This is a genomic window from uncultured Stenotrophomonas sp., assembly GCF_913778665.1.
Lineage (GTDB): Bacteria > Pseudomonadota > Gammaproteobacteria > Xanthomonadales > Xanthomonadaceae > Stenotrophomonas.
Genome location: NZ_CAJYVQ010000012.1, coordinates 1 through 24,475 on the forward strand (window position 1 = coordinate 1; position 24,475 = coordinate 24,475).

The following is a 24,475-nucleotide window of genomic DNA, read 5'->3' on the forward strand; positions in this document are numbered from 1 at the left end:
CTGTATGGAAGGGCCATCGCTCAACGGATAAAAGGTACTCCGGGGATAACAGGCTGATACCGCCCAAGAGTTCATATCGACGGCGGTGTTTGGCACCTCGATGTCGGCTCATCACATCCTGGGGCTGTAGTCGGTCCCAAGGGTATGGCTGTTCGCCATTTAAAGTGGTACGCGAGCTGGGTTCAGAACGTCGTGAGACAGTTCGGTCCCTATCTGCCATGGGCGTTGGAGATTTGAGAGGGGCTGCTCCTAGTACGAGAGGACCGGAGTGGACGAACCTCTGGTGTTCCGGTTGTCACGCCAGTGGCATTGCCGGGTAGCTATGTTCGGAAGCGATAACCGCTGAAAGCATCTAAGCGGGAAGCGCGCCTCAAGATGAGATCTCCCGGGGCACAAGCCCCCTGAAGGAACCATGTAGACTACGTGGTTGATAGGTCAGGTGTGTAAGTGCAGCAATGCATTGAGCTAACTGATACTAATGATCCGTGCGGCTTGACCATATAACCTCAAGTTGCCTTGGCTTTACGACAACGTCGTAAGAGCATCCAAGTGCACGCTACGTCACAAGAACTATGCGAGGCTGGCGCCTTGTCCCACAGGGACGAGTGCGACTCTCCAAAAGCCTCCCTGGTGAAATTAGCGCTGTGGAACCACCCGATCCCATCTCGAACTCGGAAGTGAAACGCAGCTGCGCCGATGGTAGTGTGGCTCAAGCCATGCGAGAGTAGGTCATCGCCAGGGTTTATACCCAAAACCCCGCTGCTTGCGCAGCGGGGTTTTTTCTTATTAAGTGAAGGCATCGCTTTTCTGGATAACTTCCGCCCCAAGGGCAAGATCGCGAAGCTGGCGCTGCAAGCGCCGCTGCAACCGTCTCCCTGGTGAAATTAGCGCTGTGGAACCACCCGATCCCATCCCGAACTCGGAAGTGAAACGCAGCTGCGCCGATGGTAGTGTGGCTCAAGCCATGCGAGAGTAGGTCATCGCCAGGGTTTACACCCAAAACCCCGCTGCTCATGCAGCGGGGTTTTTCTTTGAGCGCAGGAAGGATCGTGGTTGCCGGCCAGCGGCCGGCACTACCAGCAATGCATCCGGCGGTGGTTGTCGGTAGATCCGCGCCATGCGTGGATGGGGGGCCTGCAGCGCAGAAAAAAAACGGCGCCCTGTGGGGCGCCGCGTTGATCTCAACGATACTTGGTCTAGCAAGCTCGACCCTACTTGGTTGCGGCCTTGTCCTTCATCATCGCGTCGCGGGCGGCCTTGAACGGGTTGCCTTCGTACCAGTTCGGCCAGCGATCGCCGCCAGCCAGTTCCTTGCCGACGCCGTACATCAGCTGCAGGTCTTCGACAGTGCCGTCCAGCTTCCAGGTGGAAGCATCGAACTCGTCCTTCGGTCCGTGGTAGCGGTTGGCGCCGTAGTCGGCGGCAGCCTTGCGGCCCGCTTCCACGCCACCGTCGCGCAGGTCCTCGCCGCCATCGGCGTACAGGGCCGGCACGCCCGCCTTGGCGAAGTTGAAGTGGTCCGACCGGAAGTAGAAGCCGCTCTGCACCGAGGTCTCGCCATGCAGGGTGCGGTCCTGTGCGGCGGCCAGTGGCTTCAGGATGTCTTCCAGCTCCGAGCTGCCGAAGCCGGTCACCGTCACGTCTTTGGCACGACCGGCCACCGACATCGCATCGATGTTGATCACACCGGCAATCTTGTTCAGCGGGAAAGTCGGGTGAGAGACGTAGTACTTCGAACCCAGCAGGCCCGATTCTTCCAGGGTCACGGCCAGGAACACCACCGAGCGCTCCGGCTTCGGATCTTGGTGGGCCATGGCTTCGGCCACTTCAAGGATGCCGGCCACGCCGGTCGCGTTGTCGACGGCACCGTTGTAGATGTTGTCGCCGGTTTCGCCTTCGTGCTTGCCCAGGTGGTCCCAGTGCGCCATGTACAGCACGGCCTCGTCGGCGCGCTTGCTGCCCGGCAGCACGCCGACCACATTGCGCGACTGCTTCTGCGCGATCTGGCTCTTCAGGTCGACCGCGGCGGTGGCCTTCAGCGGCACCGGCTTGAAGCCGCGCTTGCTCGCGTCCTTGTAGGCCTGCGCCAGGTCCAGGCCGGCACCGGCGAACAGGACCTTGGCGGCGTCGGCGCTCAGCCAGCCCTGCACCGGGATGCGCGCTTCCGGATCATCCTTGGCCGGCAGGTCGTACTGCGGGCCGGCCCAAGAGTTCTTCACCACGTCCCAGCCATAGGACGCGCCGGCAGTGTCGTGCACGATCAGCGCGGCCGCGGCGCCCTTGCGAGCGGCTTCTTCGAACTTGTAGGTCCAGCGGCCGTAGTAGGTCATGCGCTTGCCGTCGAACAGCTTTGCGTCATCGACATGGAAGCCCGGGTCGTTGACGAACATCACGACCGTCTTGCCCTTCCAGTCCTGGCCGGCGTAGTCGTTCCACTTCTGTTCGGGCGCATCGACGCCGTAGCCGACGAACACCAGATCGCTGGCGTCCACCTTCACCTCGGCCTGGCCGGTACGGGTGCCGACCACCATGTCGGTCCCGAACTTCAACTCGGTGGTCTTGCCGCCCTGGGTGATCCTCAACACGGTAGAGGCGTCGGCCGTGGTCTCGGTCATCGGCACGTCCTGGAACCAGCTGTCGCCGTTGCCGGGCTGCAGGCCAATGCGCTGCATCTGGTCGCGGATGTAGTTGACCGTCAATTCTTCGCCCTTGCTGCCCGGGGCGCGGCCTTCGAACTCGTCCGAAGCCAGGGTCTTGACCATCTCGGCGAAGTCGCCGGCGTTGATCTCCGGCGAGAACTGATGGGTGGCCGGCTTCACAGCGGCAGCGGTGTCGGTGGCCGGCGCGGCAGCCGGCGTATCTTGGCCTTTGCAGGCACTGAGCGCGGCCGCGGCGGCCAGGCACAGGAGGAGTTTGCGGGGCATGGTCGATTCCTGGGAAACAAGGGGCGGCCACGCGCCAGCGCGCGGCCGGTGTAGCGAGTATCACTGGGCCACAGGGCCCGATGCACTCAGTCCGCCGGAGCGGTTTCGGTGTCGAACGGGATCGGCTCGGCGCCGGTGACCGGGCCGATGCGGGCGCTGCGGTGCACGTACAGCACCACTTCGCGTTCGAACTGCAGCGGGCCGTTGACCACGGCGTTGGGGCCGATGATCACGCGCGGCTTGCGGCTGGCAGTCAGCGAGACGCTGAAGTTCGGCTTGCGCACGTGCACGCCGCCGTTGACCTGGGAGCCGATGCCGACGGTGATGTCACCGTTGACGGTCTCCACGTCCTTGCCGACGCGGCTTTCGACCAGGCCGATGCCACCGTTCACGGTTTCGACGCCGCCTTCGATCTGGCTGCCGCGGTTGGTGAAGATGCTGCCGTTGACGGTGCTGACGCCGCCGCGGGCGATCACTTCGCGGCCCAAGCGAACGCCGCCGTTGACCGTTTCGATCTTGCCGGTACGTGCACGGTCGGCCACCTTGACCCCGCCGTTGACGGTGTCGATGCTGCCGGTCTCGACGCCTTCGCCGACGCGGATGCCGCCATTGACGGTATCCAGCTTGCCGTAGCGCTGGCCGGGGTCGGCGCTGATGCTGCCGTTGACCTTGCTGATGTTGTCCTGCGCGCCCACCGGGCCGGCGGCGAACAGGACGCCCAACAACAGCGGAATGGAAACAGTTTTCATGGGACCTCGATGGATGTGCGGCTGGCAGGCCGCGTGCGGAGATGTCACCATTCCCCGGTACCCCCTGCAACTGCCTGAAGTCACTGGAAAGCCCTTGCGCGACAACGCCTTCCCATCACGCCGACATCACATCGCCGCCTCACGCGGCGGGCGCTGCCTGCTGTTGGGGCTGCTCATCGCCTTGGCGCTGCCGATGCCGGGTGCTGCGCAGAACACGCGCGAGACCGAGCGGAAGCTGCAGAAGCTGCGCACCGAACTGAAGGGCGTGGCGCAGGAGCGGCGGCAGATCGAGGGCCAGCGCGGCCAGGCCTCGCAGCAGTTGCGCGAGGCCGACGAGAAGGTGGCGCGCAGTGGCAAGGCGCTTGCGCAGACGGAAAGCGCGCTGCGCGAACAGGGTCGGGCACTGGCCGAGGCCGAGCAGCGCCGCAACACGCTGCAGGCCAATCTGGCCCAGCAGCACCGCGAGCTGGCCGGGCTGCTGCGAGCGGCCTACCAGCTGGGCAACCACGCGCCGCTGAAGCTGCTGCTGTCGCAGGACACGGTGGCCGATGCCAATCGCGCCCTGGCCTACCACCGCTACCTCCAGCGCGAGCGCGCACAGCGCATCACCGCGCTGACCGCCGACCTGAAGGAACTGGAAGCCGTGCAGGCGCAGATTGCCGAGCGCAAGCAGAAGCTGCAGATGGCGCAGCAGGACCAGAAGCAGCAGGCAGCCGCCCTGGAAGCCGACCGCCGCGATCGCGCGAAGACGGTGGCCTCGCTGGACGAACGCTTCAAGGACCGACGAGAAAAAGAACAGGCGCTGGGCCAGGATGCCAAGGCGCTTGAAACGCTGCTGGCCAACCTGCGTGCTGCTGCGGCCCGTGCCGAGGCCGAGCGGCGCGCGGCAGCGCGTCGGGCAGCGGCGGAAAAGGCCGCCGCCGAACGTGCCGCACGCCAGGCTGCTGCACAGGGCCGGCCGCCACCGCCGCCGACCAAGGTGCCGCCCGCCGTCGCCTCGGCGCCGGCCCCCAAGGTGGGGGGCCTGGGTTGGCCGCTGTCGGGCAACCTGCTGGCGCGCTACGGTGGCAAGCTGCCCGATGGACGTACCAGCAGTGGCGTGCTGATCGGCGCGCCCGCCGGCAGCACGGTCACCGCCGTGGCTGACGGCACCGTGGTGTTCTCCGACTGGATGACCGGTTACGGCATGATCCTGATCGTCGACCACGGCAATGGCTACATGAGCCTCTACGCGCACAACGACACGCTGCTGAAGGATGCCGGTGCCCGCGTCAGTCGTGGTGATGCCGTGGCCAAGGTCGGCAATTCCGGTGGCCAGGGCGTCACCGCGCTGTACTTCGAGCTGCGCCGTGGCGGGCAGCCGGTCAATCCGGACAGCTGGCTGCAGCGGCGCTGAATCCGGCGTCACCACGTGCAGGGTGGATTCAACGGGAATTTAGCCGTGCTTCGCGCATAATCGGCGCATGTGCCTTGGGCACGATGCCAATGTCGACAGGAGTGATCCATGCGCGCAGCCCGTACCGCCACCCTCTTGCTGGCCCTGCTGCCAGCGCTGTCCTGGGCGCAGCAGACCGCGCCCGCCGCGAGCCCGGATACCGGCGGGCAGGCGGCAAGCAGCGAGGAGGCGGTGACCTCGAAGGTGCCGCTGGAGGACATCCGCCGCTTCGTGGCCGTGTACAACGCGGTGCGTGCGGCCTACGTCGACCCGGTCGATGACAAGAAGCTGATGCAGTCGGCGGTGCGTGGCCTGCTGCTCGACCTCGATCCGCACAGCACCTACTTCAACAAGGAAGACGCGCAGGCCTTCGACGAACAGGCCAATGGTGCCTACGAGGGCATTGGCGTGGAGCTGCAGCAGCAGCCGGACAACGCCAGCATGAAGGTGATTTCGCCGATTGACGATACGCCGGCGGCCAGGGCAGGCATCCTCGCCGGTGACCTGATCATCGCCATCGACGGCAAGCCGATCAGTGCAATCGATGCCAGCGAGCCGCTGCGCGGCCCGGCCGGCAGCAAGGTGGTGCTGACCATCGTGCGTGCAGGCAAGCCCAAGCCGTTCGACGTCAGCCTCACCCGCCAGACGATCCGCGTGACCAGCGTGCGCAGTCGCCTGCTCGAGCCAGGCTATGGCTACATCCGCCTGAGCACCTTCCAGGCCGACACCGGTTCGGACTTCCAGAAGCATGTGCAGCAGCTGCAGAAACAGTCCGGTGGCCAGCTCAAGGGCCTAGTGCTGGATCTGCGCAGCAACCCCGGTGGCCTGCTGACCGCCGCCGTGCAGGTGGCCGACGATCTGCTCGACAAGGGCAACATCGTCAGCACCCGTGGACGTATCAGCATCAGCGATGCACGCTTCGATGCGACCCCGGGTGACCTGCTGAAGGGCGCACCGGTGGTGGTGCTGGCCGATGCAGGTTCGGCCAGTGCTTCGGAAGTGCTGGCCGGCGCGCTGCGCGACAACAAGCGCGCGCGCGTGGTCGGCAGCCGGACCTTTGGCAAGGGCTCGGTGCAGACCGTGTTGCCGCTGGACAACGGCGATTCGGTGAAGCTGACCACGGCGCGCTATTACACGCCCAGTGGCAAGTCGATCCAGGCTACCGGCATCGTGCCGGATGTTGAGTTGAAGCCGGCGCCGACGCCGGCCGATGATGCGCTGCCGGCCAGCCTGAGCGACTACAGCGAAGCGACCCTGCCGGGCCACCTGCGTGGCGACGATGAGGGTACCGAGGGCTACCGCGCCGGTGCGGTGCTGCCCGGCGACGGCCCGATCAACGACGCACTGGCCGAGCTGAAGCATCCGGGCTCGGTGGCTGCGCGTTTGAAGGCCGAGGCCGCCAGGGCGGATGCGGCCAAGGCCGCAAAGACCGCTGTGGCGAAGCCGGAGCCGAAGGCAGATGGCACGCCGGAAGCCAAGCCCACACCGGCGCCGGCCAAGCCCTGACGGTAGCGCCGGGCCATGCCCGGCGAACCCTCAGCCCACCCGGAAGGCGGCGTTTTCACATTTGCCGCCCGATAGAATCGGCATATGGACGATTCGACTCTCGCGACCGCGATCAGCCAATTGCTTGGCTCTGATCCGCTGCCGGTTGATCGGGCCGATGCCCTGCTGAAATCCTTGGCGGCTCGCCATGGAATCGATCCGCGCCATGTCTTTTGGTGGGCAGGCAAAGCGTCGGCTGATCACACGATCCAGTACGACAGCAGCGATGAAGGCCTTTCCTGCCTTGCTGAACTGCTGGCGGAAGTGAATGGTGAAATGTGCCTGGTAGCGTCAGATGAGCGCGCACTGCCGTGGCCGATCTGGACTCTGCAGGCAAGTGAACTGATCCCTTTGCTGGGTGACTTGCCGTTCTTCGAGTATTTCGTGGTCCTGGATGGCGGCGCTGCGCTGTTGTTCGATACCCACCACAACACTCTGGTTATCAGTCGCGAGTGACGCTTTCAGTGTCATCGCGGACGGAGCAGATCCCTATCAATTGCCGGTGCCGGGGTGGTCAGAAGCCGTGGCGCTTGCGCAGCCTGCGGGCGATCGCGGCGCGTACGTATACGCCGTACAGCAGGCCGAACAGGAAGCCGCCGATGTGTGCCCACCAGGCCACCATGCCGAAGGTCGGGCCGATGTAGGCGAACACCACCTGCAGCGCGGCCCACACGCCGATCAGCAGATACGCCGGGGCGCGCACGAACTCCAGGAACAGGCCCAGTGGAATGACCACCCCCAGCCGTGCGCCGGGGAACAGCGCCAGGTAGGCGCCGATCAGCGCCGACACCGCGCCACTGGCACCGATGATGATCTGGTCCGGGCTGCCCATGGTGTAGATGGCCACCAGGTTGGACACCGCGCCGCCCACCAGGAACAACAGCAGCAACCGCCACGGCCCCAGCACGCGCTCGGCGGGCAGGCCGAAGATCAGCAGGAACACCAGGTTGCCCAGCAGGTGCGACCAGTCCGCGTGCAGGAACAGGGCAGTGAACAGGCGCAGCACGCTGCCGTCCTGCAGGGTCGCCCACCAGTCCAGCGGATGGGTCAGGCCGGTGGACAGGGCGCCCCAGTCCAGCCAGAGGCTGCCGCGGGCATCGTCCGGACGCGAGATCGACCACAGGAATGCCAGCCACAGTGCCGCAAACAGCACGGGCGTGGCCCAGCGCAGGGCCGCCTTCTTGCGCGACGGGAGGGAGACGAACATGCCAATAGCCTAGCGTGCGAGCGGTTTCGGCGGGGATAGTCCTGTTCAGCTTTTGAGGCGAAAAAACCGCCCCTGCTGTTATTGTTTCATTAACAGCTCTGGGTAATACTCGCATACGGCGTCGTATGTCGGGAGGGGAATCCGGCGCGCTTCGAAGGGCCCAAGGGCCGGCCGGGCGCAGGCGCACTCAGAGCAACATCACCGCTTACCGGAGAGAGAGAACTACGATGCAAACCGCTTCCACCATTGCCCGACTGACCCTGCTGGCCGTCGGCGTTGCCGGTGCGCTGGCTGCCGCCGATGCCAATGCCGCTGCCTTCCAGCTGAAGGAAAACAGTGCCAAGGGCCTGGGCCGCGCGTTCGCCGGTTCCGGCAGCGCCGAGGGCGACGCCTCCATCATCGCCGTCAACCCGGCCGGCATGCGCCAGCTGGAAGGCACCGTGATCCAGGGCGACATCAGCGCCATCAGCTTCGGTGCCAAGTACAGGGGCACCGGCCGTACCGGCGTGAGCGCCGCCAACCCGAACGGCTTCCCGGCCTCCGGCGGCAACGGCGGTGACGCCGGCATGATCGCCCCGGTTCCGGCGGCCTACTTCCACATGCCGATCGGCGAACAGGCCCACTTCGGCGTGTCGCTGACCGCTCCGTTCGGTTTCAAGACCGAATACGACAACGGTTGGGTGGGTCGGTACAGCGGCCTGAAGACCGACCTGAAGGCCATCGACCTGGGCTTCGCCGCGTCGTATGACGTCAACCCGTACGTGTCCTTCGGTGCATCGGTGTTCGTCGAACACCTGACCATCGAGCTGACCAACGCCATCGACTACGGCAGCATCCTGGCCGGTGCGCGCGTTCCGGGCTTCGCCCCGGGCAACTCGGATGGCACCCTGAAGATCGAAGGTGACAACAACGCCGTGGGCTGGACCGTCGGTGGCCTGTTCTCGATCGACGAGAACACCCACATCGGCCTGAGCTACCGTTCCAAGGTCCGCCACAAGATCACCGGTGGTGATGCCACCTTCGACGGCGCCGATCGCGCCCGTGCGCTGCTGACCAACTCGCCGGGTACGCGTGGCTGGTTCATGGACACCAGCGGCCGTGCCACGGTGACCATGCCGGCCTCGGCGACCCTGAGCGTGACCCACAAGGTCAATGACCGCTGGACCGTGATGGGCGACGTGACCCGTACCGCGTGGAAGACCGCGTTCGACAGCGTCACCGTCGACTACGCCTCGCCGCAGCCGGATTCGGTGCTGAAGTTCGGCTACCGCGACACCACCTTCGTGTCGCTGGGTACCGACTACAAGCTGAGCGATACCGTCACCCTGCGCGGTGGTGTGGCGCTGGACCAGACCCCGACCACCGACGCCCATCGTGACGTCCGCGTGCCGGATACCAGCCGCAAGTGGCTGTCGCTGGGCGTGGGCTGGACCCCGTCGGCGAACACCGAGTACAACGTGGGCTACACCCACCTGTTCACCAGCGACCCCAACGTGTACGTGCCGGCGGGCACCAACAACCAGGGCAACTCGCTGACGGGCAAGTACAAGGTCCGTGGCGACGTGCTGGCTGCTTCGTTCCAGTACAAGTTCTGATCCAGGCGTCTGCCTGATGCAGTAGATGAAAGGCCCCGCGCGAGCGGGGCCTTTTTTCGTGGCTCTCGGCGCATCCACGCGTGGCGTGGATGTTTCGGTGCAGGCACCCCGGCCGGGGATGCACGACAATAGGGCGATGAACCTGCACGACCCCAACTTCCAGCTGGAGCTGGCTGCCAACATCGCCGTGGCCGGCTCGATCCTGTTGGCCGGCCGCAACAACGTCCACACGTGGTGGTTGGGCATCGTCGGTTGTGCGCTGTTCGCTGCGGTGTTCGAACGCTCGCACCTGTACGCGGACATGGTGCTGCAGTTCTTCTTCATCGCCATCAGCGTGCTGGGCTGGTGGCAGTGGCTGCGTGGCGACCATGGTGCGCCGCTGCCGATCACCGGGTTGCGGTCACGTGCATGGGCCTGGCTGGCGCCGCTGGCGGTGGTGGCCACGTTCGGTTACGGGTGGATGCTGACCCGCCTGACCAACGCCTACGCGCCCTACATCGATTCGGCAGTGCTGGTGCTGAGCGTGATCGCGCAGATCCTGATGATGCGGCGCAAGCTGGATTCGTGGTGGGTGTGGCTGCTGGTGAATACCGTGGCCGTGCCGTTGTACTACAGCCGAGGCCTGCACCTGACCTCGATCCTGTACGTGGGCTTCTGGATCAACGCGCTGGTGGCCTTGCGCCATTGGCGCAAGCTGATGAGCGCGTAGAGCCGAGCCTGTGCTCGGCCGCACCGTTGAAGCCGAGCATGGGCTCGGCTCCACCGGAAACAGGGCACAAAAAACCCCGCGTTCGCGGGGTTTTTCGTTTCTCGCATCAACCGGGCGATCAGTCGCCCAGGGTCAGCAGCGAGGCGTTGCCGCCGGCGGCGGTGGTGTTCACCGTCACCGTTTTCTCGGTGGCGAAACGCAGCAGGTAGTGCGGGCCGCCAGCCTTGGGGCCGGTACCGGACAGGCCCTGGCCACCGAACGGCTGCACGCCGACCACCGCACCGATCTGGTTGCGGTTGACGTAGACGTTGCCGACGTGGACGCCGTTGCTGATGCGATCGACGGTCTCGTCGATGCGCGAATGCACGCCCAGGGTCAGGCCGTAGCCGGTGGCGTTGATCTGATCGATCACCGCGTCGAGCTGGTCGCCCTTCCAGCGGATCACGTGCAGGACCGGCCCGAAGATTTCCTTGTGCAGCTGGCCCAGATCCTTCAGTTCATACGCACGCGGTGCGAAGAAAGTGCCGTTGGCGGCGTCGGCGGACAGCTCGGCGGCGGCAATCAGGCGCGCTTCGCGGTCCATGCGCGCGGCGTGGTCCTGCAGGATCTTCAGTGCGTCGGCGTCGATGACCGGACCGACGTCGGTGGACAGCAGGCCGGGGTTGCCGACCTTCAGTTCCTTCATCGCGCCGGCCAGCATGGTCATCACCTTGTCGGCGATGTCGTCCTGCACGAACAGCACGCGCGCGGCCGAGCAACGCTGGCCGGCGGAGGTAAAGGCCGAACCGATGGCGTCCTTGACCAGCTGTTCCGGCAGCGCCGAGGAGTCGGCGATGAAGGCATTCTGGCCGCCGGTCTCGGCGATCAGCACGCCGATGGCGGCGTCACGTGCGGCCATCGCGCGGTTGATCGCACGGGCGGTGTCGGTGGAGCCGGTGAAGGCCACGCCGGCCACGCGCGGGTCGGCGGTCAGTGCGGCACCGACGGTGGCACCGTCGCCCGGCAGGAACTGCACCACCTCGGCCGGCACGCCGGCGTCGTGCAGCAGCTTCACGGCGTAGTAGCCGATCAGGTTGGTCTGCTCGGCCGGCTTGGCGATGACACTGTTGCCGGCGGCGAGTGCAGCGGCCACCTGGCCCAGGAAGATCGCGAGCGGGAAGTTCCACGGGCTGATGCAGACGAACACGCCGCGGCCGTGCAGCTGCAGCTCGTTGGATTCACCGGTCGGGCTCGGCAGCTTCTCGGCGTGGCTGAACTGCTCGCGCGCCTGCTTGGCGTAGTAGCGCAGGAAGTCCACCGCTTCGCGCACTTCGGCGATGCTGTCGGGCAGGCTCTTGCCGGCTTCCTTCACGCACAGCGCCATGAATTCGGGCATGCGCGCTTCCAGCTGGTCGGCAGCGTGCTCGAGGATCGCGGCGCGGCTGGCGGCCGGGGTGCGGTTCCAGGCCGGCTGCGCGGCTACGGCATTGGCCAGCGCCTTCTGCACGGTGGCGGCATCAGCGGCCAGCCACTGGCCGACCACGTCACGGGTGTCGGCCGGGTTGGTGACCGGCAGCGCGGCACCGGCCGGGTTGGCACCCGGCACCAGCGGGGCGGCCTGCCAAGGCTTCACTGCCGCGTTGATCTGCTCGGCCAAGGCGCGCAGTTCGTTGTCGTTGGCGAGGTTGGCGCCCATGGAGTTCTTCCTGTCGTGGTTCTGGCTGCGCAGCAGGTCAACCGGCAGCGGGATCTTGGGATGCGGAATCGAAGCGAATGAGGACACCATCTCGACCGGATCGCGGATCAGGTCGGCGATCGGCACGCGCTCGTCGGTGATACGGTTGACGAAGCTGGAATTGGCGCCGTTTTCCAGCAGGCGGCGCACCAGGTACGGCAGCAGGTCTTCATGCGAACCGACCGGTGCGTATACGCGGCAGGGCAGGCCCAGACGGTCGGCCGGCACCACTTCGGCGTACAGGTCGTCACCCATGCCGTGCAGCTTCTGGTGCTCGTACACGCCACCATTGGCGATGCTGCGCACTGCGGCAATGGTGTGCGCATTGTGCGTGGCGAACATCGGGTAGATCGCATCGGCATGCGTGAACAAGCGCTTGGCGCAGGCCAGGTAGGACACGTCGGTGTTCTGCTTGCGGGTGAACACCGGGTAGCCCGGGTAGCCTTCGATCTGCGCGCGCTTGATCTCGGCATCCCAGTAGGCACCCTTGACCAGGCGCACCTGCAGGCGGCGACCGGCGCGGCGCGCCATGTCGGCCAGGTGGTCGATCGTGTACGGGGTGCGCTTCTGGTAGGCCTGCACGACCACGCCGAAGCCATCCCAGCCAGCCAGCGAGGCATCGCCAAACACCTGCTCGATGATGTCCAGCGACAGTTCCAGGCGGTCGGACTCTTCGGCGTCGACGGTGCAGCCGATGCCGTAGCTCTTGGCCAGCTGCGCCAGTTCCAGCACGCCCGGCACCAGGTCGGTCAGCACGCGCTCGCGCTTGGCGTGCTCGTAGCGCGGGTACAGCGCCGAAAGCTTGATCGAAATGCCTGGCGCGTTGTTGACGTCGCCGTCCGGACGGCCGCCGCGCGCCTTGTGGTCACCGCCGATGGCGTGGATCGCACGGCGGTAGTCCTCGAGGTAGCGCAGCGCGTCCTTCATGGTCAGCGCGCCTTCGCCCAGCATGTCGAACGAATAGCGGTAGCTGGCGTTGTCGCCCTTGTGCGAACGCGACAGCGCTTCGCTGATGGTACGGCCCATGACGAACTGGTGACCCATGATCTTCATGGCCTGGCGCACGGCCAGGCGCACTACCGGCTCACCGACCCGGCCGACCAGGCGCTTGAAGGCGCTCGGCGCATCGGCGCGGGTGGCGTCGTTCATCTGCACCAGCTTGCCGGTCAGCATCAGGCCCCAGGTGGAGGCGTTGACCAGCACCGAGTCACTGCCGCCCAAGTGCTTTTCCCAGTCGGCATCAGCCAGCTTGTCGCGGATCAGCTTGTCGGCGGTGTCCTGGTCCGGAATGCGCAGCAGCGCCTCGGCCACGCACATCAGCAGCACGCCTTCCTCGCTTCCCAGGTCGTACTGGCGCATGAAGGCCTCGATTGCGCCCTGGTCCTTGGCACGCACGCGCACCCGGCCGACCAGGTCGGCCGCCAGGGCCTGCACCCTGGCCTGCTCGTCGGCGGGCAGGCGGGCCTGCGCCAGCAGCTCGCGGACGTGGCTGGCCTCGTCCTTCAACCAGGCATCGGTGATGGCCTGGCGGAACGGGTTGGGGGGCGCCGGCAGTTCCGGCGACAGCAGCGCGCCAGGACGCGGGGCGTCGCTGGCGGCAAGGGAGGAGGAAGGTGCGTTCATGCCGGTCCGGCCAGTGGAAAACTTGGCGATTTTAAACATTTTTGCGGCCTTCGGAAGTGTCCCTCAGACACCTTCATGAAGGGCTGATAGCCCCGAACGGCGGCGGATTCGGCGTGTTCATGAAGCCGATCATTGTTTGTGCCGAATTCGTCATTCATGCCGCCGACCTCATGCTGTGTTGCAGCATCGGAAAAAGTGTGAATGCACCCTTGCTACTGGCGAGAGGGCGGGGCTACCATCGAGACGTTTCCCGCGGCAGGAACGCGGTTGCGACATGATCGAGGTGCTTCCAGCTCCGGATGGGTCAGGTACGCAGCTGCGGCTGCGTCCCCCACGGGCGCTCGATGCCCGGCAGTTCGTCCTGTTGTTCACCGCGTTGTCGGGTGCGATGTGGCTGGTGTCCGCCCTCGGGTGGTTGGCCGGCAATGCATTCGCCCCCCTGTTCGCGCTGCTGTACAGCCTGGTGCTGGCGGCGGCGCTGCGTGCCTTGTGGCGCAGCGGCGAACGGCAGGAGGAGATCCGGGTAGTGCCGGCGTACGTGGAGGTCATCCCCGTACCCGGTGGATCGCCGGTGTTCCGGGCCCACCCCCACTGGGTGCGCCTGCTCACCGACGACGAGAGGGTCCGGCTGGCATCCAGCGGCCGGCAGGTGGAGGTGGGGAGTTTCCTCGCGCCGGCCGAACGTCAGACGCTCGCAGAGACACTTGAAAGCTTGCTCGCCGCCAGCGATGGCGGCAACCGACGACGCTAAGGGTCTAGGCAATGAAGCAAAGCAGCAGGTGGGGCACGAAGTGCGTGAACGCGGTCGCTGCAGCGCTGGCGACCGGGGGACTGATGCCGGCGTTGGCCTGGGCCCAGGCGGCCGATCCGAAGCCGTGGCAGTTGAACATGGGCAAGGGGGTGACCCAGACTTCGCGCCTGGCCTGGGAATCGAACAATCTCTCGTTGATCATCTGCACGGTGATCGGCGTCATCGTGTTCGGGGCGATGGCCTACGCCATCTTCAAGTTCCGCAAATCCAAGGGCGCGGTCGCCGCCACCTTCAGCCACAACACCAAGGCCGAGATCATCTGGACGGTGATCCCGGTGATCATCCTGATCGTGATGGCATGGCCGGCCACCGCCAACCTGATCAAGATGTACGACACCCGTGATGCCGAGATGACCGTCAAGGTGACCGGCTACCAGTGGATGTGGAAGTACGAATACCTCGGCGAGAACGTCACCTTCACCAGCCGCCTGGACCGTGAGTCGGACCGGGTGCGGCAGAGCGGCATCGTGCCCACGCGCGAGAGCCATCCGCACTACCTGCTGGACGTCGACAACCGGCTGGTGCTGCCGGTCGACACCAAGGTGCGCTTCGTCATCACCTCCGACGACGTGATCCACGCCTGGTGGGTGCCGGCGCTGGGCTGGAAGCAGGACGCGATCCCGGGCTTCATCAACGAGGCTTGGACCAGCATCGAGCAGCCCGGTGTGTACCGCGGCCAGTGCGCCGAGCTGTGCGGCAAGGACCACGGTTTCATGCCGATCGTGGTCGAGGCGGTGTCCAAGGAACAGTTCAAGCAGTGGCTGGCGCAGCGCAAGCCGGCACCGCCGGCCGCGCCTGCGGCACCGGCAGAACCTGCGGCACCGGCCGCCGAGGCGCCCGCGGCCCCGGCGGCGGCTGAAGCCGGCAACGCACCTGCCACCGCAGCCAGCGGCGCGTGATGTAACGCCCGTGGCCGCCTGCTGCGGCCGCGGTGACAACCGATTCTGAGAGGTGTTTTGCAATGGCGCACTCGGCAGTTGGGCACGACGATCACCATCATCACCAGAGCTTCTTCGAGCGTTGGTTCTTCTCGACCAACCACAAGGACATCGGCACGCTATACCTGGGTTTCAGCTTCATCATGTTCATCATCGGCGCGGCGATGAGCGTGGTGATCCGCGCCGAGCTGGCGCAGCCGGGCCTGCAGTTCGTCAAGCCCGAGTTCTTCAACCAGATGACCACCGTGCACGCGCTGGTGATGATCTTCGGCGGCGTGATGCCGGCCTTCGTTGGCCTTGCCAACTGGATGATCCCGCTGCAGATCGGCGCGCCGGACATGGCGCTGCCGCGCATGAACAACTGGTCGTTCTGGCTGCTGCCGGTGGCCTTCAGCCTGTTGCTGCTGACGCTGTTCCTGCCCGGTGGTGCACCGGCCGGTGGTTGGACCCTGTACCCGCCGCTGTCCCTGCAGGGGGGCTACAACGTCGCCTTCAGCGTGTTCGCCATCCATGTGGCCGGCATCAGCTCGATCATGGGCGCGATCAACATCATCGCCACCGTGCTCAACATGCGCGCGCCGGGCATCGACCTGCTGAAGATGCCGATTTTCTGCTGGGCCTGGCTGATCACCGCGTTCCTGCTCATCGCGGTAATGCCGGTGCTGGCCGGTGCGGTGACCATGCTGCTGACCGACAAGTTCTTCGGCACCAGCTTCTTCAACGCCGCCGGTGGCGGTGACCCGGTGATGTACCAGCACATCTTCTGGTTCTTCGGGCATCCCGAGGTCTACATCATGATCCTGCCCGCCTTCGGCGTGGTCAGCGAGATCATCCCGACTTTCAGCCGCAAGCCGCTGTTCGGCTACCAGGCGATGGTGTACGCCACCGCCGCGATCGCGTTCCTGTCGTTCATCGTCTGGGCCCACCACATGTTCACCGTGGGCATGCCGCTGGGTGGCGAGATCTACTTCATGTTCGCCACCATGCTGATCTCGATCCCGACCGGGGTGAAGGTGTTCAACTGGGTCAGCACGATGTGGCGAGGGTCGCTGACCTTCGAAGCGCCGATGCTGTGGTCTGTGGCCTTCGTCATCCTGTTCACCATCGGCGGCTTCTCCGGTCTGATGCTGGCGATCGTGGCCGCGGACTTCCAGTATCACGACACTTACTTCGTTGTCGCCCACTTCCACTACGTGCTGGTGACCGGCGCGGTGTTCGCGCTGATTGCCGCGGTGTACTACTGGTGGCCGAAGTGGACCGGGCGCATGTACAGCGAGAAGTGGGCCAAGGTGCACTTCTGGTGGTCGATCGTGTTCGTCAACCTGCTGTTCTTCCCGCAGCACTTCCTCGGCCTGGCCGGCATGCCGCGCCGCATTCCCGATTACAGCGTGGCGTTTGCCGACTGGAACCTGATCAGCTCGATCGGTGCGTTCGGCATGTTCGTCACGCCGTTCATGATGGCGGCGATCCTGCTGTCCTCGCTGCGCAACGGGGAGAAGGCCGAAGCCCGAAGCTGGGAAGGCGCGCGTGGCCTGGAGTGGACGCTGCCGTCGCCGGCACCGGCGCACACCTTCACCACGCCGCCGACCATCCGCCCGGGTGATCTGGCCCACGACGACATCACGCATTGAGGTGGGGCATGCATAACGAGAGCCCGCTTGCCCCGTGTAGAGCCGAGCCATGCTCGGCTGACGTGGAGCAGCCGAGCATGGCTCGGCCCTACAACAGCCCGGGCGCCGCTCCGGAAAGCGGCATCGAGCAGCAACGCCAGCGAGCCAAGCGCACGGCGATGTGGGTCGGTGCCATCGCGGTACTGGTCTACCTCGGCTTCATCCTCAGTGGGGTGATCGGCCGATGAGCGAGGCGCCGGCCAGTACGCCGTCACCCAGCGCCGGGCTGCCGCGCCTGATCGGCGTGGCAGTGGCGGTGTTCCTGCTGACGTTCTCGCTGGTGCCGCTGTACCGCATCGCCTGCGAGAAGGTGTTCGGCGTGCGCCTGGAACGTGGCCCGGGCGGCGAAGCCAGTGCCGGTGCGGTGGCCGGCAAGCGCACTGTGCGGGTGGAATTCGATGGCGGCGTCAATTCGCGCCTGCCGTGGTCGTTCCATCCCGAACAGCTGACCATGGACGTGGTGCCAGGCGAACTCAACGAAGCGTTGTACTTCGCCCGCAACGACAGCCCGCAGGCGGTGGTCGGCAGTGCGGTGCCTTCGGTGGCACCGGCGCGTGCGTCGGGTTTCTTCAGCAAGACCGAGTGCTTCTGCTTCACCGCGCAGACGCTGCAGGCCGGCGAGAAGCGCGACATGCCGGTGCGCTTCATCGTCGATCCGGACCTGCCGCCGGAGATCAAGACGATCACCTTGTCCTACACCTTCTACCGCAACGACGCGCTGTCCGATCGGCTGGCCCCGGCCGCCACCTCGGAAGGCGCGCACGCCGCCCCCTGACCCGGATACCGACATGGCCCAGACACCGACCGACGCCAACGTGTACTTCGTCCCGGCCCAGAGCAAATGGCCGTTCGTGGGTTCCATCGCGATGATGGTGACCATGGTGGGCGTGGCCAGCTGGCTCAACGACGCCAGCTGGGGCCGCTGGACGTTCTACATCGGCATCGCGATGCTGGTGCTGACCCTGTTCTGGTGGTTCAGCGACGTGGTGCGCGAATCGCAGGCCGGCAGCTACAACCACCAGGTCGATGGCTCGTTCCGGATGGGGATGATCTGGTTCATCTTCTCCGAGGTGATGTTCTTCGGCGCCTTCTTCGGCGCGCTGTTCTACACCCGCAACCTGGGCCTGTCGTGGCTCAGCGGCGAAGGCCGCGGGGTGATGACCAACGAGCTGCTCTGGCAGGGCTATTCGGCCGGATGGCCAACCAATGGCCCGGCCGCGATCGGTGGTGCGTTCCAGACCATTCCGGCCTGGGGCCTGCCGCTGATCAACACGCTGATCCTGCTGACCTCCGGTGTGACCCTGACCATCGCCCATCACGCGCTGAAGGCCGGCAACCGTCGCCAGCTGCTGATCTGGCTTGGCCTGACCGTGGTGCTGGGACTGGGCTTCCTGACCCTGCAGGCGGAGGAGTACATCCACGCCTACAGGGAACTGAACCTGACGCTCGGCTCTGGCATCTACGGTTCGACGTTCTTCATGCTGACCGGCTTCCACGGCGCGCACGTGCTGCTGGGCACGATCATGCTGATCGTGATGTGGCTGCGTTCGGCCAAGGGACACTTCACCCGCGACAACCATTTCGGTTTCGAAGCCGCCGCGTGGTACTGGCACTTCGTCGACGTGGTGTGGCTGATGCTGTTCCTGTTCGTCTACGTGCTTTGATCACGCGCGCATCGGTGGCCTCAGCCGCCGATGCCGTGCGGTTTGATCCAGCCCATGTAGATGCTCACGATCACCAGTACGATCAACGCCACCGACACCGCGATGCGGCGCGTCAGTGCGTTGACCGTGCGCTTGGTCTGGCCGCGGTCGACCAGCAGGTAATACAGGCCGGCGCCAAGGTTCCAGACGATGACGATCAGAAACGCGATAACCAGCAGGGTCTTCAGCGAATCACTCATGCGCGGCTCGAGGGCAGGGTGGATGCGCCTATCTGACCGCGTTTGCGCGGACTTGTCATGATGCGGAAGCACACGCGCGTGCTCGGATGGCTGGCGGCCGTGCTGGCGATGGCCGGTTTCACCGCATTGGGGCTGTGGCAGCTGCAGCGCATGCATGCCAAACAGGCAATGTTGGATGCACAGGGTCCAGCCGTCGCACAGGCGCTGCCGCTGGCGCAGGCGCTCGCAGCGCCAGGCGCATTGCACGGCGTGGCCGACCATGGCCGCTTCCTGCCCGGCGTGGTGCTGCTGGACAACCAGACCCGGCACAGCCGGGCCGGCGTGAAGATCTATCGCCCGTTCCGCAGTGACGACGGCAGCGTATTGCTGGTCGATCTGGGATGGCGCGCGCTGCCGCCGGATCGCACCTTGCCGGACGTACCGGCACCGCCCTCACCGGTGGCGGTGCGCGGGCTGCTGGCGCCACCGCCGCCGACGGGGCTGGCCTTGGGCCCGGCATTTGCTGCCACCGGCGAGGCCGGGCGCTGGCTGGCCAGCCGCTTGCCGGCGGAGGGCCTGGCCGCATCGTTGGGTCTGCCGGCGTTGCCGGAACGGGTCCTGCGCCTGGACCCGGCGCTGCCGTTCGGCGATGAACGCGACCTGGACCTGCTGCCGAACACGCTGCCGCCAGCGCGCCATCTGGGTTACGCGGTGCAGTGGTTCGGGCTGGCCCTGACCGTGCTGGTGGTGGCGCTGGTGCTGGAATGGCGCCAGAGGCGCTCCGTTGCCCGGTAGTGCCGGCCAGCGGCCGGCACTACCGGCATCCCTTACCCAACCATGAGAAAATGCCCCGCATGAACACTGCTACGTCCCCACAGGCGCGCGGCTCCGGTCGCCGGACCCTGCTGCTGCTGTTTGCCGTGTTCTTCGGGGCGATGGCGCTGGCCGCCGTGCTGCGCTTCTCTGGCTGGCAGCCGACCGGGCACCGCAATGCCGGCCAGCTGCTGGAGCCGCCGGTGGATCTGCGCCAGCAGGCCCCGACCCTTGCCAACGGCCAGCCCTATCCGTGGAACCCCGAGGCGCGCACCTGGCGCCTGCTGGTGGCCCCGGCCGCCGCCTGCGACGCACAGTGCGTCACTTTGTCGCAGGGACTGGGCAAGGTGTGGCAGCTGTTCGGCCATAACGCCGATAATGTCGAGATTCTTTGGCTGGGTACGCCCCCGGCGTCGATCGCCTCGCTGCCTGCGCTGCGGCCGCTGGCTCCGTCGCCAGCCCTGCGCGCGGCGTTGCCGGGCGTCGATGATCCGGCGGGACTGCCGGTCTACGTGATCGATCCGAACGGCTTCGTGATCATGCGCCATGCCCCCGGTAGTGACCTGGGTGGCCTGCGCAAGGACATGGCCACGTTGCTGAAACTGAAGTGAGTCCCGTTTGATGAGCCTTTCCGCGCGTCCGGCGCTGCACCGCAATTTCCACCGCCTGGCGTGGTTCGCCATGATCATGACCGCGAGCACGATCATGTTCGGCGCCTTCGTCCGCCTGTCCGATGCCGGCCTGAGCTGCCCGGATTGGCCGACCTGCTATGGGCAGGCCACCTGGCCGCAGCATGTGGAAGAGACCATCGGCCATCCGGCCGCCGAGATCCGTCCGCTGGAAACGCACAAGGCCTGGCGCGAGCAGGTGCACCGCTTCCTGGCCGGCGCGCTGGGCATCGAGATCTTGACCCTGGCCCTGTTGGCCACGCGCAAGCGCCGCTTTGGAAGCACGGCGGTGGTGACCGCCTGCGTGCTGGTGGCTGCTGGCATACCGCTGTACATGATGGGGTGGCATGGCACGGCCAGTGCACTGGCGCTGACCGGTGAGGCGATCCTGCTGATCGCCGCGTTGCGCTGGAGCAACATCGATCTTGCACGCGCTGCGCTGCTGACTCTGGCAGTAGTGATCTTCCAGGCCCTGCTGGGCATGTGGACGGTGACCCTGCTGCTCAAACCCATCGTGGTAATGGGGCACCTGCTCGGCGGCATGCTGATGTTCGCGTTGCTGGTGTGGATGGCATGGCGGGCCACGCATCGGCCCATCACCCTGGCCGAGGCGCCGAAGCTGACTTGGCTGCTGCGCATCGGCGTGGCGGTGCTGGTCACCCAGATCGCGCTGGGCGGTTGGGTCAGCGCCAACTACGCCGCGCTTGCTTGTGGTGGCGGCAGCCTGTCGATGGACAACTTCCCGCGCTGCGCCAACCAATGGTGGCCGCAGCACAACTTCGCCGAAGGCTTCACCCTGTGGCGTGGCATCGGCGTCGATTACGAAGGGGGCGTTCTGGACGGCGCTTCGCGTATCGCCATCCAGATGGCGCACCGCCTGTTCGCGGTGGTGGTGGCGGCCTACCTGCTGTGGCTGGGCGTACGCCTGTTCCGCCTGCCGAGCATGCGTGGCTGGGCCAGCGCGTTGATTGCACTGCTGTTGCTGCAGGTCACCCTCGGCATCCTCAATGTAAAGCTGGCGCTGCCGCTGGAAGTGGCTGTCGCCCACAACGGCGTGGCCGTTGCCCTGTTGTTCGTGCTGGTCAGCCTGCTGGCCCGCCTGCGTGCCCCGGACTGATTCCATGTTTGCCAATTACCGCCAGTACTGGGATCTGACCAAGCCCAAGGTCGTCGCCCTGATCGTGTTCACCGCCCTGGTCGGCATGGTCCTGGCCATTCCGGGCGTGCCCAGCTGGGAACAGATACGCGCCGGCCTGCTCGGCTTCCTCGGCATCTGGCTGGCCGCTTCGGCCGCCGCCGCCATCAACCAGCTGCTGGATGCGCACATCGATGCGCAGATGGCGCGCACCTCGTGGCGTCCGCTGGTGGTAGGCAAGGTGAAGCCGTGGCAGGTGCTGGTGTTCGCCGGCGTGCTGATCGTGCTGTCGATGGTCATCCTGGTGCTGTGGGTGAACCTGATCACTGCGGTGCTGACCTTCGCCTCGTTGATCGGCTATGCGGTGATCTACACCGTGTACCTCAAGCGTGCGACCTCGCAGAACATCGTCATCGGTGGCCTGGCCGGCGCGATGCCGCCGATGCTGGGCTGGGCCGCGGTGACCGGCATGCAGGGCTCGTCGGACTGGGCGTACTCATCGCTGCTGGTGCTGATCATCTTCATCTGGACCCCGCCGCACTTCTGGGCGCTGGCAATCTTCCGCCGCGAGGACTACGCCAAGGCGAAGATCCCGATGCTGCCGGTGACCCACGGCGTGGTGCACACCCGCAAGCAGATCATGGTGTATTCGGTGGTGCTGGCACTGGTCTGCCTGCTGCCGTACCTGGTGGGCATGAGTGGGGCGTTCTACCTGGGCGGCGCGATCGTGCTCAACGCCGTGTTCCTCTGGTACGCCTGGCGCATGCTGGACCCGCCGGACGAGCTGTTCTCGATGAAGATGTTCTACTACTCCATCGTCTACCTGATGGCGCTGTTCGCCTTCCTGCTGGTGGACCACTGGATCCTGCCCTGGTTGTAAAGCGCTACCTGTAGAGCCGAGCCCATGCTCGGCTGAGGGGTGGTTGGAAGAGCAGCCGAGCGTGGGCTCGGCTCTACACTTGATCTCTTCCAGCGGCGTCGCCATTGCTGTTCCTGACCCCAAGGAAAGGAGCGAGCAGGGATGCATACGATCTTCCGTTGGACCACCGCGCTGATTCTGGCGCTGGGCATGGCCGTGACCGCGCATGCCGACGACACCGCCGCGCAGATCCGCCAGCATGCCGGTGAGCACCGCCTGCTGGTACTGGGCGAATTCCACGGCACCCGCGAGACCCCGTTGCTGGTACGCCAGCTGGTGGACGACTACAGCCGCACCGGCCCGGTCGTGCTGGCGCTGGAACTGACACGCGGCGAAACCCCCACGCTACGCGATTACCTGGCTTCCGACGGCGGCGAACAGGCACGCCAGCTGCTGCGCGGGCGTGCCTTCTGGAGCGTGCGCGACGACCAGCACGATGGCCGTCGCAGCCGCGACATGCTGGCGATGATCGAAAGCCTGCGCGTGCTGAAGTCGCAGGGGCGTGTGATCGAAGTCGTTGGCTATGACGTCAATGCCAGCAAGGGCGGCAACCAGGCACGCGATGACCGCATGGCTACCGAGTTGCGGCGCCTGTACCGGCGTCTGCCGGCTGACGCACGCATGCTGGTGCTGACCGGTAACGTGCACGCCATGCTGCAGCGGCCGCAGGGCATGCCGCCGGAAATGCAGCTGCACCCGATGGCCTCCCAGCTGCGGGATCTGGAGATCTACAGCGTGCGGTTGGGCGCGCAGCGTGGTCAGGCGTGGGGATGCGCGGGCCGCTGCGTGGCGCGGTCACTTCCAGAGCAGGTGGCCACGGCGCCGCGGGTCGATGCCGATGCGAAACGGCCGTACGACCTGTGGGTGTGGATGCCGGAGTTGAGCGTCGGCACGCTGGTGGGCCCGTAACGGCAGGCAACCCATCCACGCATGGCGTGGATCTACTGGTGGTTCACGCCATCGGTGGGAGTAGAGCCACGCCATGCGTGGATGGGCTCTCACGGAACCCGGCGCAGCCAGTGTCGGGTTTCGCCCGGGATGGCTGCAACTGCGCGCATCGACCAAGCCGTCGCGCTGTAGGGTTTTGCCGCGCTGTCAGCTTCCTGCACGCAAGGCGTCACAGATACCGACTGTTCCACCAGACCGGATCATCAACAGTAGATACACAGGTATTGCGGGATGACTCGCAATTCTGTGGAGCAATCAACGAGATGTCATGTTTCTCTGCCCATCGTTCTGTGTGCCGCGCTTACCTGCCTGGCTGGCAATGCGGCAGCAGAAGTAAAAGCACTGAGTCGGGCCAACTGCATTGGATTCATCAACGAATCCGTGACCTATGAACGGCCCCAGTTTCGCAATTTTCAGGGGTCGGCCGTAACCAGGCACGTTCCCCTTGGGAACATTGAGCCGAAGCATGCTTTCGGTGCGCCTAACAATGGACTGTACTCCTGGCGATTTTACGCAGGCGATGGCAGTGATCCAGAACGAATGGTTGTTCACGGATATCACACATGGGTGCTGGGCGGACGCGTATTTACGCAATCCACGAGTGCGGTCGATTGCCAACTTTCGGAGTGGTGAGCATCATGAAGAGTCTTTGCTTTATCGCATTCTCGCTGGCCATGTCGATGTCAGCTCAAGCATCCCAGAATGAACCTGCTCCCGATGCGGTAGGGAGCTGGCTACACCAACGCGCCATGCGGGCTGCAATGCAGGAGGCCTCGGCAATGGGAAGATCGTCCGCCAGCGTGGGCAGCTACCAGATGGTGAAACTGGCAGACCTTGATGCCCCCCGAGAAGTCAAGCGGCAGCTTCGCGATGACATCGAACGATCCAACGGTGTGGTGCGGGTTGCAGCAGGGAGCATCCCAACGCAGGCCGAAATGCTGGCTGCCGTGCCGCGGACTCACCGCTCAACTCCAGAACTACGCCAGCGCCTGCCGCAGCCACCCAGCAGGCTGGAAAGCAGCCTGCTGGGCGCAGCCGAGATGATTGGCATGGAGCCCAGTGGTGCGTTGGAGGGTGGAAAGTCCTCGGGCTTGAGCCGTTTCTACCGGCTGGAGGGTGTCGGCATCGTGGAGTTCAGCGAGAACAACTTCCTCGCTGCGGGCATGTAGATCGAGGTCATCGCGGAGGCG

Annotated in this window: 22 protein-coding genes and 3 rRNA genes; 20 read left to right on the forward strand and 5 right to left on the reverse strand. The window is 65.7% G+C overall.

The genetic code is table 11. From position 1 onward, the window contains the following. The 3 genes from QZ853_RS17645 to rrf (QZ853_RS17655) form a co-directional block, all read left to right on the forward strand. A 23S ribosomal RNA gene (locus QZ853_RS17645) occupies window positions 1–500 on the forward strand; the annotation flags it as partial. Between the two features lie 126 nt (window positions 501–626). After that, a 5S ribosomal RNA gene (rrf, locus tag QZ853_RS17650) occupies window positions 627–741 on the forward strand. Between the two features lie 133 nt (window positions 742–874). Then, a 5S ribosomal RNA gene (gene rrf, locus QZ853_RS17655) occupies window positions 875–989 on the forward strand. Window positions 990–1,211: 222 nt separating this feature from the next. Here rrf (QZ853_RS17655) and QZ853_RS17660 read toward each other — a convergent pair. Together QZ853_RS17660 and QZ853_RS17665 are read right to left on the reverse strand one after the other, a co-directional pair. Next, on the reverse strand, window positions 1,212–2,924 hold the full coding sequence (locus QZ853_RS17660) for a M28 family metallopeptidase (protein WP_295576374.1): 1,713 nt from the start codon (window positions 2,922–2,924) through the stop codon (window positions 1,212–1,214). Between the two features lie 86 nt (window positions 2,925–3,010). Continuing rightward, entirely contained in the window at window positions 3,011–3,673 is a 663-nt protein-coding gene (locus tag QZ853_RS17665; protein ID WP_295576377.1) for a hypothetical protein, read from the reverse strand. Window positions 3,674–3,866: 193 nt separating this feature from the next. Between QZ853_RS17665 and QZ853_RS17670 the strand changes: the two genes are divergently transcribed. The 3 genes from QZ853_RS17670 (at window position 3,867) to QZ853_RS17680 (ending at window position 7,109) form a co-directional block, all read left to right on the forward strand. Beyond that, a complete protein-coding gene (locus tag QZ853_RS17670; RefSeq protein WP_295578935.1) occupies window positions 3,867–5,069 on the forward strand; it encodes a peptidoglycan DD-metalloendopeptidase family protein in 1,203 nt (400 codons plus the stop codon). Window positions 5,070–5,177: 108 nt separating this feature from the next. Beyond that, on the forward strand, window positions 5,178–6,614 hold the full coding sequence (locus QZ853_RS17675; RefSeq protein ID WP_295576385.1) for a S41 family peptidase: 1,437 nt from the start codon (window positions 5,178–5,180) through the stop codon (window positions 6,612–6,614). A gap of 84 nt (window positions 6,615–6,698) precedes the next feature. After that, window positions 6,699–7,109 carry a hypothetical protein gene (locus QZ853_RS17680; RefSeq protein WP_295576391.1) on the forward strand — a complete coding sequence of 137 codons (411 nt, stop codon included), beginning with the start codon at window positions 6,699–6,701 and terminating at the stop codon, window positions 7,107–7,109. 58 nt (window positions 7,110–7,167) lie between these two features. On the opposite strand, the gene QZ853_RS17685 is transcribed toward QZ853_RS17680, so the two are convergent. Further along, on the reverse strand, window positions 7,168–7,860 hold the full coding sequence (locus QZ853_RS17685; protein ID WP_295576409.1) for a rhomboid family intramembrane serine protease: 693 nt from the start codon (window positions 7,858–7,860) through the stop codon (window positions 7,168–7,170). 227 nt (window positions 7,861–8,087) lie between these two features. On the opposite strand from QZ853_RS17685, the gene QZ853_RS17690 reads away from it, so the two are divergent. Beyond that, on the forward strand, window positions 8,088–9,455 hold the full coding sequence (locus QZ853_RS17690; RefSeq protein WP_295576424.1) for an outer membrane protein transport protein: 1,368 nt from the start codon (window positions 8,088–8,090) through the stop codon (window positions 9,453–9,455). Window positions 9,456–9,591: 136 nt separating this feature from the next. After that, window positions 9,592–10,164 (forward strand): nicotinamide riboside transporter PnuC, encoded by a 573-nt coding sequence (gene pnuC, locus QZ853_RS17695; protein WP_295576426.1) that lies wholly within the window; start codon window positions 9,592–9,594, stop codon window positions 10,162–10,164. Between the two features lie 118 nt (window positions 10,165–10,282). Here the strand turns inward: pnuC and putA are convergent, their stop codons facing one another. Next, window positions 10,283–13,501: a bifunctional proline dehydrogenase/L-glutamate gamma-semialdehyde dehydrogenase PutA gene (putA, locus tag QZ853_RS17700; protein ID WP_295576428.1), complete on the reverse strand. Its 3,219-nt coding sequence runs from the start codon at window positions 13,499–13,501 to the stop codon at window positions 10,283–10,285. Window positions 13,502–13,775: 274 nt separating this feature from the next. Between putA and QZ853_RS17705 the strand changes: the two genes are divergently transcribed. The 6 genes from QZ853_RS17705 (at window position 13,776) to QZ853_RS17730 (ending at window position 18,584) form a co-directional block, all read left to right on the forward strand. Then, window positions 13,776–14,252 carry a DUF2244 domain-containing protein gene (locus tag QZ853_RS17705; RefSeq protein ID WP_197583612.1) on the forward strand — a complete coding sequence of 159 codons (477 nt, stop codon included), beginning with the start codon at window positions 13,776–13,778 and terminating at the stop codon, window positions 14,250–14,252. A gap of 11 nt (window positions 14,253–14,263) precedes the next feature. After that, window positions 14,264–15,211 (forward strand): cytochrome c oxidase subunit II, encoded by a 948-nt coding sequence (gene coxB, locus QZ853_RS17710; protein ID WP_295576431.1) that lies wholly within the window; start codon window positions 14,264–14,266, stop codon window positions 15,209–15,211. A 62-nt stretch (window positions 15,212–15,273) separates the two neighbouring features. After that, window positions 15,274–16,881 (forward strand): cytochrome c oxidase subunit I, encoded by a 1,608-nt coding sequence (gene ctaD, locus QZ853_RS17715; protein WP_005407790.1) that lies wholly within the window; start codon window positions 15,274–15,276, stop codon window positions 16,879–16,881. A gap of 8 nt (window positions 16,882–16,889) precedes the next feature. Beyond that, complete coding sequence (locus QZ853_RS17720; RefSeq protein WP_295576434.1) at window positions 16,890–17,108, forward strand: hypothetical protein; 219 nt, start codon at window positions 16,890–16,892, stop codon at window positions 17,106–17,108. Further along, on the forward strand, window positions 17,105–17,695 hold the full coding sequence (locus QZ853_RS17725) for a cytochrome c oxidase assembly protein (protein WP_295576441.1): 591 nt from the start codon (window positions 17,105–17,107) through the stop codon (window positions 17,693–17,695). The genes QZ853_RS17720 and QZ853_RS17725 overlap by 4 nt, the downstream gene beginning before the upstream one ends. A 13-nt stretch (window positions 17,696–17,708) precedes the next feature. Further along, the gene (locus QZ853_RS17730; protein WP_295576448.1) at window positions 17,709–18,584 is read left to right on the forward strand and encodes a cytochrome c oxidase subunit 3; all 876 of its coding nucleotides are present in this window, start codon (window positions 17,709–17,711) and stop codon (window positions 18,582–18,584) included. A 20-nt stretch (window positions 18,585–18,604) separates the two neighbouring features. Here the strand turns inward: QZ853_RS17730 and QZ853_RS17735 are convergent, their stop codons facing one another. Then, window positions 18,605–18,823 carry a twin transmembrane helix small protein gene (locus QZ853_RS17735; RefSeq protein WP_008264755.1) on the reverse strand — a complete coding sequence of 73 codons (219 nt, stop codon included), beginning with the start codon at window positions 18,821–18,823 and terminating at the stop codon, window positions 18,605–18,607. A 57-nt stretch (window positions 18,824–18,880) separates the two neighbouring features. On the opposite strand from QZ853_RS17735, the gene QZ853_RS17740 reads away from it, so the two are divergent. The 6 genes from QZ853_RS17740 to QZ853_RS17765 all read left to right on the forward strand — a co-directional run bounded on the left by QZ853_RS17740 (window position 18,881) and on the right by QZ853_RS17765 (window position 24,454). Continuing rightward, complete coding sequence (locus QZ853_RS17740) at window positions 18,881–19,597, forward strand: SURF1 family protein (RefSeq protein WP_295576454.1); 717 nt, start codon at window positions 18,881–18,883, stop codon at window positions 19,595–19,597. A 59-nt stretch (window positions 19,598–19,656) separates the two neighbouring features. After that, window positions 19,657–20,226: a hypothetical protein gene (locus QZ853_RS17745; protein WP_295576462.1), complete on the forward strand. Its 570-nt coding sequence runs from the start codon at window positions 19,657–19,659 to the stop codon at window positions 20,224–20,226. A 10-nt stretch (window positions 20,227–20,236) separates the two neighbouring features. Continuing rightward, on the forward strand, window positions 20,237–21,400 hold the full coding sequence (locus tag QZ853_RS17750) for a COX15/CtaA family protein (RefSeq protein WP_295576467.1): 1,164 nt from the start codon (window positions 20,237–20,239) through the stop codon (window positions 21,398–21,400). A gap of 4 nt (window positions 21,401–21,404) precedes the next feature. Further along, window positions 21,405–22,298 (forward strand): heme o synthase, encoded by an 894-nt coding sequence (gene cyoE, locus QZ853_RS17755; protein WP_295576469.1) that lies wholly within the window; start codon window positions 21,405–21,407, stop codon window positions 22,296–22,298. 141 nt (window positions 22,299–22,439) lie between these two features. Beyond that, window positions 22,440–23,246 (forward strand): calcium-binding protein, encoded by an 807-nt coding sequence (locus QZ853_RS17760; protein ID WP_295576472.1) that lies wholly within the window; start codon window positions 22,440–22,442, stop codon window positions 23,244–23,246. A gap of 668 nt (window positions 23,247–23,914) precedes the next feature. Then, window positions 23,915–24,454 (forward strand): hypothetical protein, encoded by a 540-nt coding sequence (locus QZ853_RS17765; protein ID WP_295576474.1) that lies wholly within the window; start codon window positions 23,915–23,917, stop codon window positions 24,452–24,454. Window positions 24,455–24,475 lie beyond the last annotated feature (21 nt).